General features: G+C 48.4%; 14 protein-coding genes and 1 riboswitch. All 14 genes read left to right on the top strand.

Annotated features, from left to right (window positions below):
- Window positions 1–116 precede the first annotated feature (116 nt).
- The 14 genes from FHS16_RS15025 to thiI all read left to right on the top strand — a co-directional run bounded on the left by FHS16_RS15025 (window position 117) and on the right by thiI (window position 15,705).
- Window positions 117–887: a DUF1836 domain-containing protein gene (locus tag FHS16_RS15025; RefSeq protein ID WP_183563774.1), complete on the top strand. Its 771-nt coding sequence runs from the start codon at window positions 117–119 to the stop codon at window positions 885–887.
- A gap of 74 nt (window positions 888–961) precedes the next feature.
- Window positions 962–1,046, top strand: a riboswitch (cyclic di-GMP riboswitch).
- 84 nt (window positions 1,047–1,130) lie between these two features.
- On the top strand, window positions 1,131–2,888 hold the full coding sequence (locus tag FHS16_RS15020; RefSeq protein WP_183563771.1) for a methyl-accepting chemotaxis protein: 1,758 nt from the start codon (window positions 1,131–1,133) through the stop codon (window positions 2,886–2,888).
- Window positions 2,889–3,078: 190 nt separating this feature from the next.
- Complete coding sequence (locus tag FHS16_RS15015) at window positions 3,079–4,422, top strand: GH1 family beta-glucosidase (protein WP_183563768.1); 1,344 nt, start codon at window positions 3,079–3,081, stop codon at window positions 4,420–4,422.
- 257 nt (window positions 4,423–4,679) lie between these two features.
- Window positions 4,680–5,591 carry a prenyltransferase gene (locus FHS16_RS15010; protein ID WP_183563765.1) on the top strand — a complete coding sequence of 304 codons (912 nt, stop codon included), beginning with the start codon at window positions 4,680–4,682 and terminating at the stop codon, window positions 5,589–5,591.
- 28 nt (window positions 5,592–5,619) lie between these two features.
- Window positions 5,620–6,354, top strand: coding sequence for a DUF6081 family protein (locus tag FHS16_RS15005; protein WP_183563762.1), 735 nt, complete (start codon window positions 5,620–5,622; stop codon window positions 6,352–6,354).
- A gap of 15 nt (window positions 6,355–6,369) precedes the next feature.
- The gene (locus tag FHS16_RS15000; protein WP_183563759.1) at window positions 6,370–7,770 is read left to right on the top strand and encodes a sensor histidine kinase; all 1,401 of its coding nucleotides are present in this window, start codon (window positions 6,370–6,372) and stop codon (window positions 7,768–7,770) included.
- Window positions 7,763–8,461, top strand: coding sequence for a LuxR C-terminal-related transcriptional regulator (locus FHS16_RS14995; RefSeq protein WP_183563756.1), 699 nt, complete (start codon window positions 7,763–7,765; stop codon window positions 8,459–8,461). The genes FHS16_RS15000 and FHS16_RS14995 overlap by 8 nt, the downstream gene beginning before the upstream one ends.
- 81 nt (window positions 8,462–8,542) lie before the next feature.
- Complete coding sequence (locus FHS16_RS14990; RefSeq protein ID WP_183563754.1) at window positions 8,543–9,292, top strand: YwaF family protein; 750 nt, start codon at window positions 8,543–8,545, stop codon at window positions 9,290–9,292.
- Complete coding sequence (locus FHS16_RS14985) at window positions 9,273–10,877, top strand: DUF2339 domain-containing protein (protein ID WP_183563752.1); 1,605 nt, start codon at window positions 9,273–9,275, stop codon at window positions 10,875–10,877. The genes FHS16_RS14990 and FHS16_RS14985 overlap by 20 nt, the downstream gene beginning before the upstream one ends.
- A 134-nt stretch (window positions 10,878–11,011) precedes the next feature.
- A complete protein-coding gene (locus FHS16_RS14980; protein WP_183563749.1) occupies window positions 11,012–11,614 on the top strand; it encodes a nitroreductase family protein in 603 nt (200 codons plus the stop codon).
- A gap of 136 nt (window positions 11,615–11,750) precedes the next feature.
- Window positions 11,751–12,464: an HAD family hydrolase gene (locus tag FHS16_RS14975; RefSeq protein ID WP_183563746.1), complete on the top strand. Its 714-nt coding sequence runs from the start codon at window positions 11,751–11,753 to the stop codon at window positions 12,462–12,464.
- Between the two features lie 102 nt (window positions 12,465–12,566).
- Window positions 12,567–13,241, top strand: a complete 675-nt coding sequence (locus FHS16_RS14970) for a lytic transglycosylase domain-containing protein (RefSeq protein ID WP_183563744.1) — start codon at window positions 12,567–12,569, stop codon at window positions 13,239–13,241.
- A gap of 92 nt (window positions 13,242–13,333) precedes the next feature.
- On the top strand, window positions 13,334–14,482 hold the full coding sequence (locus tag FHS16_RS14965; protein WP_183563741.1) for a cysteine desulfurase family protein: 1,149 nt from the start codon (window positions 13,334–13,336) through the stop codon (window positions 14,480–14,482).
- Window positions 14,483–14,484: 2 nt separating this feature from the next.
- Window positions 14,485–15,705 (top strand): tRNA uracil 4-sulfurtransferase ThiI, encoded by a 1,221-nt coding sequence (gene thiI, locus FHS16_RS14960; protein ID WP_183563738.1) that lies wholly within the window; start codon window positions 14,485–14,487, stop codon window positions 15,703–15,705.
- Window positions 15,706–15,803 lie beyond the last annotated feature (98 nt).

The raw sequence follows: 15,803 nt of genomic DNA, 5'->3' as shown, positions 1-15,803 counted from the left end.
AAAGCGCATTCTCATTGATTTTCGAGCCTTTACAACTGTCATTCTCCGGCATATGATGAGTTCATATGAACTTGTAACAAAAGGTACATATGACGAAAGCGCGAGGAGGAAGGGAAATGGAGTCCTTTACGCTTACTCGAAAAGAGATGGCTTGCTTGCTGCTTGCGCTGGACGGGAAGCATAACCAGAAGCCGCTGCAGGTATTGCAAGCCGCATGGACCAAGACGCATCAATACGATTTGGAGAAGGGTGCAGGATTGCCGGCATTTCTGTCTACGCTGCTGCCTCCGATCATTGAGAAGCTTATTAAAGGCAATGAGCTCAAAGGTTTCTCGCTTCATGAAATTGCTGCGCTCGGCCAGCTGATCGAATATTCGAATCTGTCGATAACGTCCATGCAAAATTGGGTAAAGCGCGATTTTAAGCCTTATTTCGATTGCCCGAAGGCGGGTAAAAAATATTCGCTCAATCAGGCTGCGTTATTGTTCATTATTGATGATTTAAAGTCAAATCTTGATTTTGAATCCATTCGCAAGCTATTTGAGATTGTTTTTAAAAAACCTGAGGATGAAAAGGCCGATTTGGTCGGTCCTATTCAATTATATGCATCGTACACGAGTATGTTTGAAGAACTGGATGCAAACAATGATCAGCTGCTCGATATTTCCGGACATTTGAAGGAAAATCCGCATCAAGATATTTTGACTGAGGAAGCTATTCGCTCGTCAGCCAATCAGTTCGCGAACCAATTGCCTAATTTAACGGACAATCAATGGGAAGCCGTGCGCAATATTTTGCTGATTGCTGTCATTTCCATACAAACGTCCTATTTTCATTCTCTCTCCAGGCGTTATTGCAATGCGACTTTGTTTCTAAGTCCCGAATAAAATAGTTCTATAGGGATATACAGAAACTCTTTATTGTCCTATACTGGATTATGTTGTAAATACAAACATAGACAATCTGAAAATGGCAAACTTGCCGAAAGGCTAGGACGCAAAGTTATGGGCCTAAAGCATTTATGCTAAGGTCGCCAGACCGCCGGAAGGATATAGAGCTAAGAAGCTGTCCGCCTCCTGTGGCTGGATAGCTTTTTTGCTTTTTCAGAAGGACAGAGGAGAGAAAGTGGAATGGTGTTGAAAGACTGGTTGAGGAAAACGAGCATGCTGTCGAAGAAAATGAACATGAGGAAAATTACGACCAGGTTATTTCTAATTACGGCAATCATCACCCTCTTTAATCTAGGAGCAGGCGCATTTATTTATGTTCAGAACGTATCGGTTGCAGGCTCTGTCGAGGATTCGGATCACTTGTCGCGTGCCGAGAGGAATTATCAAGGAATATCTAATAAACTGCTGAAAGCCATGCTTCTAATGGTGGATGCAATCGAGAACGGGAATAGCGATGCTTCATCTATTATGAAAGACTTGGAAACCCTCCCTGCCAATATCGATGAGCTTGAAAAGCAGCTGATCGAAATGGACAAGAAATATCCTCCAGCCAAAGAAGGCGACCAGCTTTATGCCAATCAAATAGGCGTTCTTCGCCTTGCACTCGATAATCTCAATCAAACCAATACCGATGTATCAGGTTTAACAGCTGAAGAGAAGTCCTTGCGTATCAGCAATCTAATCAGCGTATATACAGTTATTCTCAGCTATTCGAACGACACCATGCATGAGAAGCTCACGCATGACGCAGAAGCTACCCAAAACGATCTGAACCGCGATGTTTCGAGCGCCAATATCATCGTGCTTATAAACGTCATTCTGCTTGCCATATTGCCTGCAATTATGATTTATGGCGTCACCCAATCGATTAAAACGGGGCTTACCGGCATTACAAGACGCATACGCGCATATGGCAGCAATGATTTCACAAGTCAGGAGAAGCTGGCCCGCTCCGATGAATTCGGAGAAATTGATCAAGCGTTAGCCGCAATGGGAGACAATTTAAGAGACACGATAAAGGCCACGCTTAATGTCAGCGAATCTGTCCTTCACGTATCGCGCAACATGGATACGATGATTGGAAGCAACCGCCAAGCTTCAGAGGATGTGAAGGGTCAGGTTGACCTGGGCCGTGAAGCACTGCTATCGCAATATGATGATGCTTCATCGATTTCGGCGGTAACGGAGCAAATATCCGCAAGCTCCGAGCAGATTGCTGCTTCAAGCGAATACATAAACAATGACATGCGTCAAATGAAGCAGTCGTCCCAGAGCGGCTCCCAGCAAATGGCAGGCGTTGTCGTCATGGTTAACGAAACCGTTGAGCAATTCGCAAAGCTGACGGAAGCTTTTGAAGCGATGAATGGCCGATACAACAATGTTTCCAAGTTTTTGAACGGCATTCAGGATTTGAATACGCAGACGAATCTGTTGTCGCTTAACGCATCCATAGAATCCGCAAGGGCAGGGGAGCACGGTCGGGGCTTTGCAGTTGTGGCGGAGGAAATTAGGAAGCTGTCAAGCCAGACGGATACCATATCCAAGCAAATTACAAAGGAATTGACGCTTATCCAAAGCGATGTTGCCTCTAGCAGCAGAACGATCGGAAGCTTTGCCAATGTGATTCAATCGACAAGACAAGCATCGGAGACGGCAAGCGGCACGTTCCAAGCTTTGGAATCTCAAAGCAGCGTATTGTCTGACCAGATGAGCGAGATTTCAACGGCAATAAGCGAGATAACAGCAGGAATGACGCATATCGTTTCCGCTGTTGACAAACTGCTGAACACATCCACGGACGTTAATGGGAAAATGGAGCATATGAGTGAGCTGTCTGTGAAGCAAAACGATATTTCTGATGAGCTTCGCAGTCTTGCAGAGAAGCTGACCGGCTCATCGCATGAGCTGAAAGAAAAGGCATCTGTATTCAAGCTTTAAAAGGAAGACACATAAACAACAGGCGCTTCAGCGACATGCTGAAGCGTTCTTTTTTTGCAAGCTTGTCGATAGAGGGCCTATTGGTTTGTCATAAAAAAGTCACAAGGGCGTTAGGTTAGTCATTGTACGAGCAGTATAATAAACCGTTGTACCGATAAGATAGATAGAAAACAGCTGGAGGTAGTGGAGAATGACGACTGTACAATTTCCAAAAGATTTTAAATGGGGAACGGCGACTGCTGCGTACCAAATCGAAGGCGCGTTTGATGAGGAAGGACGGAGTGCCAGCATATGGGACACGTTCGCGAAAACACCGGGCAAGGTGCTTAATGGAGACAACGGTGATGTGGCATGCGACAGTTATCACCGCGTAGATGATGACATTCGACTGCTGAAGGAGCTTGGCGTTTCCGTCTATCGGTTCTCGATAGCTTGGCCGCGCGTTATTCCTCAAGGTAGAGGAGATGTTAATCCGACTGGCCTTGATTACTATGAGGAGCTGATCGACAAGCTTATTGCGAATGGCATTGAACCATTTGTAACGCTATATCACTGGGATTTGCCTCAGACGCTTCAGGATGAGGGCGGATGGGAAAACCGTGCGACAATGGATGCTTTTGTCCAATATGCAGAAACGGTATTCCGTAAATTCAACGGCAAGGTGAAAAGATGGATTACGCTTAACGAGCCTTGGTGCATTTCCATACTATCCAACTACCTAGGCGCACATGCGCCAGGCAAGCAGGATATGCAGGCTGCTCTTGATGTCGCTCACCATATTCTAGTCGCACACGGCTTAACGGTTAAACGATTCCGTGAGCTTGGCATCGAAGGCGAGATTGGTTATGCGCCGAATACGGAATGGAGAACGGCCTACAGTTCTTCCCCAGAGGATGTGAAGGCTGCTCAGCTACGCAACGGTTCTTTTAACGAATGGTTTCTCTCGCCTGTATTGAAGGGGGAGTACCCGAGGCTCTTGACGGATTGGTATGAGAGCAAGGGCTTCAAGGTGAAGGTTGAACCTGGGGATATGGCTATTATTTCGCAGCCAATTGATTTCTTAGGCATCAATTATTATACAGGCAGCTTGATTCGTCATGCGGCAGGCAATGATATGTATGACAGCGAAGAAATCAGCTCAAGCTTTGCCAAAACGGATTTTGATTGGAACATATATGCTGACGGGTTCTACCATGTGCTGACTTGGATCACTGAAACCTATGGTCAAATTCCAATCTACATTACCGAGAATGGCGCTTGTTATGAGGCAGAGCTGCAAGATGGGAAAATCAATGACGAAGCGAGAATTAGCTTCCTTCGCGATCACATAATGGCTCTGCACCGCGCAATTGCGTCTGGCGTTCCCGTCAAAGGCTACATGGTGTGGTCATTGATGGATAACTTCGAATGGGCCTTTGGTTATTCGAAGCCGTTCGGACTTGTTCATGTCAACTTCAATACGCTGGAGAGAACGCCAAAGGCAAGCTATCATTGGTATAGCCAGCTCGTGGCTGCCAACCAATTAGAGATTTAATCGTCAGGCCGTATCAAGCAGGCAGAGCCCGAGAAGGGGATTCTGCCTGCTTCTTTGTGCTGGAAAAGTAGGATACGCATGCCATTCGCCGAAATGAAGGAGTGGCAGCGGGCAAATACAGAGCCGGAAGCTGAATGCATACAGCGACATGCATAAGCAAGCCAAAGCGGAGCCGATCCTAATCCAATTGTTGACTTACAGCAAATAGAAGTGGTTCAATTGAACCATCGACATCAAAGGGAGCAGTGACTACATCCATGTTTAAACAATTTCTAAAGGCATCCAGGGTCAGCGTGTTGCCCGTGATGCTTATTCCAGTAGCGCTAGGCGCACTCGGCGCATATGTTTGGAACGGCGTTTTCCATCCATTTTTGTTCGTGATTACGATTATTGGCGCAGGAGCGGCGCATTTGTTCTCTAATATGATCAATGATTTATGGGATTATTATAACGGCACGGATACGGCTGCTCAAACAACGGATGGCGTCATTCCGACAAATTCGGGGTATTTGACGAAAGGCACCTGGAGCATTCGCGCTTTTGCAGCAGTTACGTGGGGCTTGTTCGGCATTGCAGCGATATGCGGCGTTATCCTAAGCGTGTTAAGCGGCTGGCTTGCGCTAGTGTTCGGCATTCTTGGGGCGTTAATCGCTTATTTCTATGTGGCGCCGCCTATCCAGTTCGGTTACCGCGGCAAAGGCTACAGCGAGCTTGCGATTCTGATCTCATTCGGGGTACTGCCTGTCGTCGGCGCTTACTTCGTACAAACCTCGCAGCTCGATTACCGCGCATTACTGCTTTCATTGCCGATTGGTCTGTTGACGACTCTCATTTTGTTCAACCATCATTTTTTGCATTGGCAAGCGGACAAGCAAGCAGGTAAACGGACGTTAGTCGTTGTGTGGGGGGAACGCAGGGCTTTGCTATTCTCGCGTGTTTTGCTGGCGCTCGCTTATTTTACTCTCGTTGTTTGCGTGGCATTGGACTCGCTCCCAGTATATGCTTTGCTCGCTTTGCCGACAGCTGTCCCGCTTTACCGCGTATACGGCCGGTTATCGACGCGCAATGATTCGGCAGCGTACGTTCCATTAATGGGCGCCTCTGTGAAAGCGACGTTTCGCTGCGGAACGGTACTGATAGCTGCTTTATGGATTCAAGGACTTGTGTAGGCAATCAACTGAGAAGGTGGGTAATAAGATGGATAAACAATGGACGTTAGGTGATTTTCATACGATATTAAATGAAGGAGAGGTTTGGAAAATCGGCGGCTTCCCGCTTCAGGATGGAAGCTTCTGGCAATACCGCGAGCCGAATGCGGTCGTTATCGTACGAAATGGCATGCTTTACGTACGCGCGCCGCTTAGCCGCTCGAATGATCAAATTCAAATTCTGGACAATGCGAAGCATATGTATTATTCCGCAGAACCCGTGCTCGTTCCCGAATCAGGTGTCATCAGCTTCGAGCTTCAAATTCGCGCACGTTCGCAGCACACGGCGCCAAATGATTTATATGACGGGTTTGTCTCATTGAATTTGCTCGACTTCACAACAGGCGGGGCACTCGACTTTTTTGCCGGGAACGATAAGTACGCAAGCGTGTACGCGGTTCTTCCTTTTCCAGGCGTCAAGGTGCCTGAATCCGATAAAACTAGGTATTTCTGCGTGTTCAAGGAAGACACAGACTTTGAGGCGCAAGCATTCAATGTGTACAAAATCACTTACAATCGCGCAAAGGATGAAGTGGTCTTTCTCGTTAACGGAAACGAAGTCAGAAGAGAGAGGAACGTTCCGGTTAAGTTCAATCAATTCACCGTGGCTCTCGGCATCATGACGGAGAAGGATTTGACGCCTGAAGGAAGCGTTTCTGTGCATGGACAGACAGTTATTGGGGAATGGTCTCCGATCACCATTGAAATAACTGAGCAAGGATAGTGGAGGAGCTGCTTTATGTTATTCGTTCTCATCGCACTGTGGGCAATAGCAGCCATCATATGGCTCTCTGATCGGCGATCGGCCGTTAATCGTTGGTTGGGCGCTGTCGCGTTTACGGGAGGCGCAGGCGCCCTTGCTGCCGTTTTGGATTTGCAATGGCTGCCTGCTGCAGCAGAAGCCGGAATGAATGAGGTTGCGCAGCAGCTCCTTTACCGTCTGCAAGCAGTCTCCTCTCTAGTATCCTACTATGGGCTTCCCTATTCTTTCGTTTTGTTTGCCAACGCGTATCGCCCGGTTCGCATGACCAAACGCATACAGGCGTTAATGCCTTTTCTGCTGCTTATACCGATTGTGTTATGTGTTGTTTTTACGCCGTTTTATACGAGAATGTATCCTATTTCCTTTCAGATCGTGGTGTGGTGGGCGGTGCCATATATTGTGTATGGGGCGGTTCAAGTGCTGCTGAAGCGTCAGCTTCAAGCCTCCTTTTCACGAACGCACTGGATCATTTGTTCCGTTGTGCTGCCTCCAGTCATGTTCAGCATGGTCATGAATTATGTGTTTCCAAGCTTTGGTATGCTGAGAATGTGGGTATATAACACGTGGATCGTCGGATTAGGCGTGACTGTTTTTGTCATTGCATTATTTACATACGGATTCATGGGCGTTCGCGTCAACATCGATCGCAGGCGATATGACTCTACGCTGAGAGCGGTTACCTCGGGTACTGCCATACTAAATCATGCCATCAAAAACGATGCAGGCAAAATGAGGCTGTTCTCCGAGAAGATGAAGGCATATGCGATTGCTACGGATCAGAAGGAACTGCTGGCTGACATCGAGACGGTGCTTGGCGCATCGCGCCATATGCAGGAGATGCTGCAGCGCGTTCATCGGCGCACGGAGGATCTGATGCTCCGCGTGGAGGCTGTGGACTTGGCAGAGATTATTGAACAGACCATGAAGAGTTATGGACCCGTACTTGGGTCTGTTACGCTGCAGACATCGTTGATTAAAGGATGGGTATGCCGGATCGATCCTGCCCAGTTTAGCGAGGCGCTTGGCAATATTACAGCGAATGCCTTGGAAGCGATGAAGGGCGAAGGAGAGCTGCTTGTCCAATTAAGCGAGACGAAGCGCGAGCTTATAGTCGAGATTAAAGATACGGGGCCGGGCCTTAGCAAAAGTGAAGCAGCGAAAGTGTTGGAACCCTTTTATACGACAAAAAGCGGAAGCGACATCAATTTTGGATTAGGCTTGCCTTACGCTTACCATGTCATGCGCAAGCACAAAGGAATGTTAAACCTAAGAAGCAAGCCGGGGGTTGGAACGTCCGTCTTTCTCATATTCGTTAAACGAGCGATTCAAGCTGAACGTTCTGCCGCCTATGCGGAAAGGAGTAATACAAATGAATAAAATCCAGGTATGGATTGTTGAGGATGACCTTGACTGGCTTCGGGGGTTAGTCGCTTACATTAATAAAGAGCTTGATCTGGAGGTCGTCTGGACGTCCAGCAAGCCGGAAGACGTCAGGCTTGCACTGCAGAACGGCTTGCAGCAATCTACGCCAGCGGATGTGGTGCTGATGGACATCATGCTGGAAGGCCGCCCCGAAGGTGTGCTCCTTGCCGAAGAGGCCGCGCTTGCCACGGGAGCAAAGGTTATCATGCTCACCTCGATGGAGGAGAAAGAGCTGATCTTCCGATCTTTCCAAGCGGGAGCCATCGATTACCAAATCAAATCGGATTTCGAGAAGCTGCCTGAAGCGATACGGTCCGCTTATCGAAGCCAGTCGCCAATCAATGCGGCAGTAGCAGAGAACATGCGGGAGGAATTCCGGCGTCTGAAGCAGTTGGAGCGAGAGTTCGAGGTGAAGAAGCTTGGGGATCTGATCACGCCTTCCGAGCTGCAACTGCTTGATCTCATCGATCAGGGGTATACACAGCCGCAGATTGCCGACAAGCTTGTTGTATCGATACGAACGGTCAAAAATCACGTGAATCATATTTTGAAAAAGCTGAATCTGAGCGGCTCCCGCGAAGCAGCGAATAAAGCCAAAGAGATGGGCTTATTCCATAAGAAGAATGACAAGGATAGTACCAGATAAAGATGGTACTATTTTTTTTATGCCTTTTTCTACAAAATGGAAATATAAACATATCTTTCGCAAAAGTAAGGGGGATTGTGAATGCGATTTGAGATGTTCTCAGCTGCGCATGCAGCAGGGCTCGTATTGTTTGGCGTCATAACGTTATTGGTTGTTATTTTTCGGAACGAACTGCGTGAGCCAAGGCGGAATCAAGCGACAAGGTGGACGCTTGCTGCTCTGCTTCTTTGCAGTGAGATTTCGCTGCAGCTGTCGTACATCCTCGATAATCGCTGGGCAATTCACTCGCTTCCATTCCAATTGTGCAGCCTCATGCTGTTCGTGGGCACTGTCGTACTGTTAACGAAACGCAAGGGACTGTATGATGCGCTTTTTTTTCTTGGAAGCATGGGCGCCCTGCAAGCGCTGTTAACGCCTAATTTGGATGAGACCTTCCCGCATTTCCGCTATTTCCAGTTTTTTATCGCGCATATCAGCATCATGGGTGCAGCTTTGTTCATTGTGGCCGTTGAACGGTACCGTCCGACTTTTCGTTCCGTGCTCCGTGCGATGCTATGGCTGCATGTAATGGCTATTCCAGCAGCTGTTACGAATGAATGGACGGGCACGACGAATTTCATGTTTCTCGCCCGCAAACCAGTAACGGCGTCCATACTCGATTGGCTTGCTCCATGGCCATGGTATTTGCTGCAGCTCGAGTTAATCGCGTTTTGCTTATTTACTAGCTTATATGGCTTGGTTAAGGGAGTGGATCTTTGGGCGGAAAAAAGCAGATCAGGAACAAAGAAAAGGATGAATGGAGAGCTAAGACATGAAAGAGACGATGAGTAAACACTGGACATCTCTGCTGGGTGCCTTGTTCGTCATGACCGCATTTATTACCTTGTTCAAATATTCACTCGATCAAGGTTGGATCACAGAAGCGATGAAGATCGGATTCGGCTTGTTGAGCGGAGCAGGCATCGGTGTCATCGGTTTGAAACTGGCGGTGCGCAGGCCTAGCAGCTTGATAGGTGAAATCATGATTGGCCTTAGTGCCTGCATCCTATATGCGACCTTCGCTTTTGCAGGCATCTTTTATCGGCTCTGGGAGCCTATGACGGTGATGCTGGGCATGAGTGCCGTGACGGCACTCATATCCGCCTATGCGTATAAGTACAGTTCGAGATTGCTCATCAATATTGCGATGGCAGGGGCATTGCTTTCACCGCTCCTGATGCGGCCGGAGACGGATCAGGTGTTTGCATTGTTTTTGTATATGCTGGTGATTAATGTGGCTTTCTTTTTCCTCAGCATCGTGCGAGGGTGGCATGAGCTTCGCGTTGTCAGCTTCATAGGCACATGGCTGATGTATATCGTATATTTTATCCATTATACGCCTTCAACAGAAGGACTATGGAGCATGCCGATACGTTATGCGCTGGCAGCCTTTCTCTTTTATACAGTTGGCTTGATGATGTCATCCTGGTTGAACAAGCTAAGCTTCGACGGCATCGATCTCTATCTCAACGCTGCAAACGGCATTCTGTTTACCTTCTGGGCGCTGCTTATTCTGAATCACGAGGTGTCGTACGGATATATCCTAACGTTTATCGGGATCGTATACCTTCTCGGAAGTTACGTCATTTATATCGCCACGGAAAAGATAACGCCTGCTGCAGCCAGCTTCTTTCTGGTCGGTTTGTTGTTGGTCCTTATCTCAGTGAGCAGTATAGGAGGCGGATATGATTCAAAGCCTTTGGTCACCGTATTGCTTTGGGGGTTTATCGCCGCAGCGGCGGCGGTGATCGGCCGAATCAAAGGCTGGCTGATGCTTAGCCTAGCTTCGATTATGGCATGGTTTATCGTTGGCTGCTATTGGTATATCGTCACTTGGGACACGCCGCGCGGCGAGTGGTTCGGCATGTATGTGCCTTTTTTAAACTGGGGAGCTATCGCATGGATACTGCTTGCTGCGCTCGGATTCTACTTCTCCAGAACACTTGTTATTCCACATTTACCGGAGAAGGCAAACCGCATTTTAGGACATGTGTATGCGCTTCTGGCACACTTAATCGTAGGCGGATTGCTGACGAGGCAGATCGAAAATATTTTCACAGAATATATGCCGGGGTCGCATGCTGTCTATTTGGCCTTAGCGTTATCCGTATCTTGGGGCTGCTATTCGCTGCTGCTCATATTATGGGGAGCCTATTACAGAGAAGTGCTGTTCAAATGGTTTGGTTCGTTCATTCTGGTGCTCGTAGCGATAAAAGCTATTTTTATGGATTTGAGCGGACAAGAAGCGCTGTATAAGGTTGGCGTGCTGTTGACCTTAGGCGCCATATCGTTCGTTATTACGTGGATTAACGGGAAATGGCGGGTTCAGTCAGACGAAAAGCCGAGCGAAGATAAACAAGCAACGAGCGATTCATAATAATAAACCGGGCGGGAATAATGATTGTGTTCACCTTGACAAAAAGATGAATATATTTTATAGTAACTTACGTAAAGTTATTGACTGGTTTGCACGAGCATTTTTGATTACACAATTGAGAGGCAGGAGAAACAATGTCATCACAAGCATTTTTGGAAGCAGTAAAAGCAAGACGCTCTTATTATGGAATTAGCAAGGAGTCCGTTATCTCTGACGAGAAAATTGTAGAAATCGTGGAGCATGCGGTTTTGCATACACCTTCATCCTTCAATTCACAAAGCGCGCGGGTAGTCGTACTGCTAGGCGACAATCATGACAAGCTCTGGGATCTGACGACGAACACGCTTCGCGCTATCGTAGCGGCAGACCAATTCGAAGCGACTGAGCAAAAAATGGGCTCTTTCAAAAGCGGCTACGGTACGGTCTTGTTCTTTGAGGATAAAACGGTGGTTGACGGCTTGATGGCCAGCTTCCCTGCGTATGCCCATAACTTCCCGATCTGGTCCGGACACGCGTCAGGCATGCATCAATTGGTCGTATGGACAGCGCTTGAAAAAGAAGGCTTCGGTGCTTCGCTGCAGCATTACAACCCGCTTATTGATGAAGAGGTTAAGAAAACATGGTCACTGCCTGATTCTTGGCAGCTAGTTGCTCAAATGCCTTTCGGCAAGCCGACGGCAGAGCCAGGCGAGAAAACGTTCCAGCCGATCGAAGAGCGCGTAAAAGTATTCAAATAAGCAGCAGATTGAATGCCCACTGATGGGTTATGCGAACTGCTTAGAAAAACCGGCATGCGGACTGGAAACAGCTGCGCATGCCGGTTTTGTTTATGTATGATTGGAGGAATACGAGGAAAGAGGTGTTAGAGCTTAAGTGATCAAAGCGGTTTACTTCGATTTGGACGATACGCTGTACGACCAGTTGGCTCCTTTACGCTCGGCGTTACAGGCAGCCGGCTTCGGAGAGGTTGCAGGGGACGCAGCGCGGCTTGAGCAGTTGTTCAAGCAAATGAGAAGGCATAGCGACCGGTTATGGGTCAACCATGCACACGGTCAACTTTCTCTAACGGAGCTTCGGATCGAGCGTACGACAGCGTCATTTGCGGATATGGGCCTGCATGTATCCCCTAAATGGGCACAGCATCTGCAAGAGAGTTACGAACATGAACAGACAGCAATCTCTCTTCGCCAAGGCGTGGTACGGCTATTTGAACAGCTTCATGAAAAAAATATCCCGTTTGGCTTGATTACGAATGGCCCAGTCGAGCATCAATGGGGAAAAATAGAAACGCTTGGTTTACGCAGCTGGATTGACCCGCATGATATATACATATCGGATGGAATCGGACTTGCCAAGCCTGACCCGGAGGTTTTCCGGCATGTACATGCGCAGACGGCGTTCCTGCCTGCTCAGCTCGCGTATGTCGGTGATGCTTGGCATAACGATGTAGTTCCATCATATCTTGCCGGTTGGAGGCCTATCTGGTTTAACGGCAGAAGGCGGCAGCCGGATGATGGCGAATCTGAGTTTGCATATTGGGAATGCGGGGACATGAGTGAAGTTTTTTCTCTCATCCAATCCAAGTAATTGATGGATATTGGCTGTTTGCTCTAAAAACATGTACAATAAAAACCGATATACGTTTTAACAGACATTATTATGCCTATTACAAACAGCCAGGAGGATATCATGAGCATTGACCCTCGCATTATCAAAACATTATTGCAGCTCCAGCTGGCTCCAAGCTTGGATCTAAAGGCAGCATCGAACCCGCTGCAGGCGACGACAGGCGATGGCTCAGCTTCCTTGTTCGATACGCTGCTCTCACAATATATGTCAGACACAGCTTCCGAGGACGGATCTTCGGTCCCCGTGCTTCCGGCGGACGCGCTAGCACAGCTGGACGCGTTGAACGGCTTGCCGAATATTTCTTTTCTTGAAGGAAGCGAATCCAAAGCCGAACCTTCGGCATACGACGAGCTTATCCAGCAAGCTTCTGCGAGATATGGCATTGATCCGGCATTGATTCAAGCGGTAATCAAGACGGAATCCGGATTCCGTTCAGATGCGCAATCGGGCTCAGGCGCCAAGGGCCTCATGCAGCTTATGGATGGCACGGCTAGAGGTCTCGGCGTAACGGATTCATTCGATCCTGCGCAGAATATTAATGGCGGAACCAAGTACCTAGCCATGCTGCTTAAAAAGTACAACGGGAATGAGCAGGTAGCGCTGGCTGCATACAATGCAGGTCCAGGCAGGGTTGACCGTACGGGGATCAGGACGAACGAGCAATTAATCGAGAATCTTGAGGCGCTTCCCGAAGAAACGCAGCGCTATGTTGCAAAGGTGCTGCAAGCGAAGTAAAACGGAAGCTATAAGATCACGATTACGCTTACGGCCTCAATGGCTGGAGCAATCGCTGGTCTTTTTCTTTTTGGAGAGGAGTTTATACAAGTATGTTATATTTCGACCATTGCGCCTCGACCCCTCCGTATGAGGAGGTCGTCCAGACGATGATAGAGGTAATGAAATCCGTTTATGCGAATCCTTCCTCCCTGCACCGGGCTGGCATTCAGGCAGACCAATTAATTGAACGCTCGCGTTCGGTGCTGGCAGAGCGGCTGCAGACGGGCAGCGGCAATTGGATATTTACGTCGGGCGGCACGGAATCCAACAACATGGCCATCAAAGGCATTGCCCGGCAATACGCCGGCAGGGGCAAGCATCTGATCACCACTCAAATCGAGCATGCATCGGTCTATGAAGCATTCAAACAGCTGGAAGACGAGGGATACCGCGTCACTTATTTGCCCGTTGGCGAAACGGGTCACGTGAACGTGGAACAGCTGGAAGCAGCGCTAACCGCTGAGACGATATTAGTAAGCGTTATGCATGTTAATAATGAGATCGGAACGATACAGCCTATTGAACGAATTGGCCGGCTGCTGAAACGGTTTCCCACAATCATGTTTCATGTAGATGCGGTTCAAAGCATGGGCAAGCAGCCGATCAAGCTGTTGGAATCGGGCATTGATTTGCTGACAGGCTCTGCCCATAAGCTTGGTGGGCCAAGAGGCGTAGGTTTCTTATATATTCGTGAAGGCGTGACTCTTTATCCGCTGCTGAATGGAGGCACCCAGGAGAATGGATATCGCGCGGGCACCCAGAACGTACCTGCCATCGTAGCATCCGCGAAGGCGCTGCGCATGTCGATGGAGAGAATGGAGCAGCGTGAGAGGCGTATTTCAGAGCTGAAGCGGCAGTTGATTCAACATATAAATGGCATGCCGGAGCTTAAGCTTAATGGCGCTGAGCCATCCGCCTCGCATATCATCCATTTCTCTTACCCAGGAATGAAGCCGGAGGTGGTTATTCATATGCTGGAGCAGCATGGTATAATGGCATCGACAAAATCCGCGTGTTCATCCAAGGATGATAAGCCAAGCCGCGTGCTGCTTGCGTTAGGTGCAAGTCGCGAGCATGCAGCCGGCGGCATACGAATCAGCCTGGGCGAAGAGCACACGGTGCAGGATATTAATGCGTTGGCGGCAGCGCTTGCGGATATCGTGAGACAGCTGAAGCCGCTTGAGAGGAGATTGACCTAATTTTGCTTTATGATCAAATCGTACTCCGCTACGGAGATTTAATGGTAAAAGGAAGAAACCGCAATAGATTCGAGAAGAAGATGCTGGAGCAGGTAAAGCAGGCGTTAATTTCTTATGAGGATATTACGTATTTCAAATCATTCGGGCGCTTGTTCGTGAAGCTGAATGGGCATCCTTACGAGCCTATTGCTGACCGGTTAAAGGATTTATTCGGCATTGTGTCGTTAAGTCCAGTTATAAGCACGGAATTGGATTTGGAGAAAATCAGACTGGCAGCATTGACATTGATGCAGTCCTTGCCTGAGAAGCCCAGCACATTCAAGGTCAGCGCCAAGCGCGCATGGAAGAAGTTTCCGCATAATTCGCAGGAAATGAATCATTTGGTCGGCAGTCATGTACTGCGCGCGATGCCTGATCTGAAAGTAAATGTAAACAAGCCGGATGTTGAACTCCGTGTCGATATTCAAGAGGAAGCGACCTACGTGTTCTATGATGTAATAGCTGGCGCTGGAGGCTTTCCCTTCTCGTCCAATGGCAAAGCGATGCTCTTGCTCTCTGGGGGAATCGACAGTCCCGTAGCGGGCTGGCTTGCGCTTCGCAAAGGGCTAGAAGTGGAAGCCGTACATTTCCACAGCTATCCGTTCACGAGCGAGCAGGCAAAGGATAAAGTGATTGAGCTTGCGAAAAGATTATCGTACTTTAGCGGCGAGCCGATTAAGCTGCATTTGGTTCCATTCACGGAAATACAAACGACGCTTGTTCAGGCGAAGAGCGATAATCTGATCATTACGTTGATGCGCAGGGCCATGCTGCGTATCACAGAACAGCTTGCGGAGCGCAACAAAGCAAACGGCATCGTGACGGGCGAGAGCCTCGGGCAGGTTGCCAGCCAGACGCTGCCAAGCATGAACGTCATAGGCCGCGCGGCGGATTTGCCGCTGCTGAAGCCATTGATTATGATGGACAAGCACGAAATCATTCGATTAGCAGAGCGTATCGGAACCTTTGAGACCTCGATCCTTCCTTATGAGGATTGCTGTACGCTGTTTTTGCCCAAGTCGCCCAGCACAAATCCGAATCTGAGGATTGTAGAGAAGATTGAGTCTCTCATTCCCAATTACAAGCAGCTTCTCTTGGATGCAGTCGAAGGCACGGAGCAGCTCCTGCTCTCCCCTCATCATCAAACCGCTGTGCAAGCTGCGGGAGAGGACAGTTGGTTCTAGTCTCTTTTTCATTATGGATTTCATGGAGCTGCTCGGAGATGGCTTAACCGTCTATCGGAGCAGCTTTTTATTTCATTCGTTATGAATCTATCGGTTAT

The organism is Paenibacillus endophyticus, from assembly GCF_014192395.1.
Lineage (GTDB): Bacteria > Bacillota > Bacilli > Paenibacillales > Paenibacillaceae > Pristimantibacillus > Pristimantibacillus endophyticus.
The sequence above is the reverse complement of the archived record's forward strand: the minus strand, read 5'-3'. Positions and strand labels throughout refer to the sequence as shown.

Bases quoted from the DNA above. Each gene is read 5' to 3' on its own strand.
- FHS16_RS15025 (WP_183563774.1), top strand. From the start codon at position 117: ATGGAGTCCTTTACGCTTACTCGAAAAGAGATGGCTTGCTTGCTGCTT.
- FHS16_RS15020 (WP_183563771.1), top strand. From the start codon at position 1,131: ATGGTGTTGAAAGACTGGTTGAGGAAAACGAGCATGCTGTCGAAGAAA.
- FHS16_RS15015 (WP_183563768.1), top strand. From the start codon at position 3,079: ATGACGACTGTACAATTTCCAAAAGATTTTAAATGGGGAACGGCGACT.
- FHS16_RS15010 (WP_183563765.1), top strand. From the start codon at position 4,680: ATGTTTAAACAATTTCTAAAGGCATCCAGGGTCAGCGTGTTGCCCGTG.
- FHS16_RS15005 (WP_183563762.1), top strand. From the start codon at position 5,620: ATGGATAAACAATGGACGTTAGGTGATTTTCATACGATATTAAATGAA.
- FHS16_RS15000 (WP_183563759.1), top strand. From the start codon at position 6,370: ATGTTATTCGTTCTCATCGCACTGTGGGCAATAGCAGCCATCATATGG.
- FHS16_RS14995 (WP_183563756.1), top strand. From the start codon at position 7,763: ATGAATAAAATCCAGGTATGGATTGTTGAGGATGACCTTGACTGGCTT.
- FHS16_RS14990 (WP_183563754.1), top strand. From the start codon at position 8,543: ATGCGATTTGAGATGTTCTCAGCTGCGCATGCAGCAGGGCTCGTATTG.
- FHS16_RS14985 (WP_183563752.1), top strand. From the start codon at position 9,273: ATGAAAGAGACGATGAGTAAACACTGGACATCTCTGCTGGGTGCCTTG.
- FHS16_RS14980 (WP_183563749.1), top strand. From the start codon at position 11,012: ATGTCATCACAAGCATTTTTGGAAGCAGTAAAAGCAAGACGCTCTTAT.
- FHS16_RS14970 (WP_183563744.1), top strand. From the start codon at position 12,567: ATGAGCATTGACCCTCGCATTATCAAAACATTATTGCAGCTCCAGCTG.
- FHS16_RS14965 (WP_183563741.1), top strand. From the start codon at position 13,334: ATGTTATATTTCGACCATTGCGCCTCGACCCCTCCGTATGAGGAGGTC.